We start from the raw sequence: 2,858 nt of genomic DNA, 5'->3' as shown, positions 1-2,858 counted from the left end.
ACTGCCCTGCGGAGCAATGGCGAACTCGAAGGCGTCGGAATCCTTCCAGTCGCGGCCCTCGAGCACCTTGGTCACGCTCACGCCGGAGGCAAGGGTGACGGGCTGCGCCGCGTAGGTGTTGGTAAAGGTCGGGTTCGCGCCCTCGATCACATTGGCGACGAACTTGCCGTCCTTCTCTTCAACTTTGACCTTGACGACGTTCTTGGTCTGGTCGTAGGTCACGCCGTTGTGGCTCTGACCCAGCTCGGTGATGGTGAACTCATACTCGCCGGCAGCCGAGAAGGTGATGTCGCCGAAGGCGGCCTTGTGGTCGGGTGTCTTCGAGTCGATGGTGAGCTCGGTTGACTCGGGCATCTTGACGGCGGACTCGTTGCCCTTGGTCTGCTTGAGATTGAACTTGAAGGAGTCGCCGTCCTTCCAGTCGCGGCCCTCGAGCACCTTGGTCACGGCGAGGTTCGCCGCGCCGTCCAGCTTGCCGGGCCACGTCTTGTGGGTGTTGGTCACGGTAAGCACGCCGGAGCCCTTGACGGCATCGCTATAGGAGGTGTCATAGCCGTCGACGGCGGTCTCGACCACGGACCAGGAGATCTGGCCCACGCCGGCGGGGACGACGGTGTCCTTTGCCCAGTCGCCCGCGGCGGTCAGCTGGAACGGGTCGCCGTAGTTCTGGCCGTCCTTCTGAAGCTGGACGGTCACGGCGTCGGGAAGCTGGGCTCCGTTGGTGTTCGCCCACTCCTTCTTTACGGTCACGGTGTCTACCGGAGCCGAGAAGGTCGGGACCTCGAAGCCGGCGGACTTCTCGTCGGAAACCTGGTCGTCCTTGCCCGTCTCTTTGAGAACGGTCTTGTAGAAGACGCTGGTGCCATCCCCGTCATTGGAGGGAAGCACAGTCTCCTTGCCGTTTTTGGCAGCCTCATCGTAGGCCGCCTGGCTCGGCTTGACCTTGAAGGTCACCTTGTAGGTCGTGCCCTTCTCGAGCTCGCCGACGGACGAGAGGTCCCAGCTCAGGGTTCCGTCCTCGCCGATTGAAGCGCGAGGTGGGTCGGCCCAGGCCTCGCCGTTCTTCTGGTAGCCCACCGACTCGAGGTCAATCGCGCCGTCATCGGCGGTGCCCGTCACGTACTCGGAAAGTTTGTCGACGATCTTAACGTCCTTGTAGCCCGCGGACTTCGTGATGGTCTGGATAATGTTGGCAAAAGCCGCGTTGAGCTTCTCGGAGTCTGTGCCGTCGAACGCGGAGCCGCCGGTAGTCTTCTGCGCGAAGCTGTTCATCCTTTGTTCAGCCTCGGAACCGGTATAAACGGTAAAGAGGCCCTTGACGTTAGACGGACGCTTGTTGGCCTCGTCGACGGCGTTGTTGAAGTACTCCTCCTGGTAAGTAGTTCCGTTACCGGTACGGTTTCCCCAGAGGTCCCTGCCATAGGTAGGCTCGCCATCAGAGAGGAAAATGACATAGGTGGGAGTGTTGGGGTCTTCCTTCGCCTTCTCGTTCGCCTTGGTAAGGGCGTCGACCCAATTGGTGCCTCCATTGGCTCGCAGTCCATTGACGGCGCTCTTGAAGTCGAACGCCTGACCGCCGGTGTAGTACTGGCTCGGAGTGCTTCCCCGGTCGGAGAACGTCTCGAGCGACAGCTTGATGGTGCTGTCGTCGGATGCGATCAGCTGATCGGCGAGGCTGTTGAGGGCTTCCTTCGCAACGTCGAGGCGCGTCTTGCCCGTCTCTTTCCCGACCTTGTGGTACATGTCGCCGGTGTACTTAACCTCTTTGCCGTTCGCGTCGAGGTAGTAGTTGTAGGCGCCCAAGCCAAAAAAGCCCCAGTTTCGCTCCAGCTTGACAGGTTCACCGTCAACCATGCCGTAGGTGCCGTCCCGGTCGTACTCCTCAGTCTTCTCGAGCGAATACGTATAGACGTCGTTGTCCATCGAGCCAGAGACGTCCTGCACCACGATGACGTTCGCGCTCGTCTTGGTCTCCGACAGCTCGGTGTCGCCTGTGACGGTGAGCGAGAGGTCGTAGGTGCCATCATTGTTGGGTGTGATGGTCTTGGTGTGGACGGGAGGTTTGCTGGCGATGTCGCCCCCCCTTCCGCGAACGCCGCGGCGGGAACGGACAGTGTCACGCACAGTGCGGTAAGCAGCACTGCCAGCAGCGCCAAGACAGGTTTTCTTGGCGCTTCCAATGCACCTCCGATTCGTGGTCGTTCATGCGTATGTCGCTTCATTTTCAGCTCCTTCTTTGCCGACGACAATGCGAGCTGGGCGAGCCTGCGCCCAGCTATACAGAGTCATGTTCGGCCAAAATTTGCTTAAAAATGTTAGAGATAAATTCATTATTTAAATCGTACAAGCCCGTTAGCTTACGGCTTTAATCTGATTTTGGATTAAATTGTTCTTAGCTGAACACAAAAAGAGATTTACACAATGCACCCCCCCGCTGGTAAGAGGGCCGGATTGCGACGGTTTATGCCTTCTTACTCATAGCGTGGGTACTTTTTCACATAATAGGGAATCTTTATTTTACTTTCAGGTTTTATATTTCTCTGAATGAGCTATAACAATATCTCCACATTTGACAGATTGAATTTACGCATATAGCCGCATCTTGTGGTCATGTCTAGATGCGATTGCCGTGATATACCCCCGGAAAGGAATAAAGAAAGGGCGACCCAAAAGGACCGCCCAGAATCAGGTGCTGGCTCATGCTATGAAGAAGATCGCGTGGGCCACGCTCCCCAGCGGTCGTTACGCTTGCGGATCGCCACAGCGCCCACGAGGGCAACGTCGGCGATGGCTGCGGCAACGGGAAGAGCGGCGTTGGCGCTGCCGCCAGTCGCGGGAACGTCGGACCTGGCCTTCTT

General features: G+C 58.2%; 1 protein-coding gene. It reads right to left on the bottom strand.

Annotated elements, in window-relative coordinates:
- Positions 1 to 2,124: Spy0128 family protein (locus ACT84W_RS05145; protein WP_444328433.1), on the bottom strand; the 2,124-nt coding region annotated here is incomplete at its 3' end.
- Between the last annotated feature and the right edge of the window lie 734 nt (positions 2,125 to 2,858).

Source organism: Paratractidigestivibacter sp. (genome assembly GCF_052362415.1).
Classification (GTDB): domain Bacteria; phylum Actinomycetota; class Coriobacteriia; order Coriobacteriales; family Atopobiaceae; genus Paratractidigestivibacter.
This window is presented reverse-complemented; position numbering and strand designations above follow the sequence as displayed.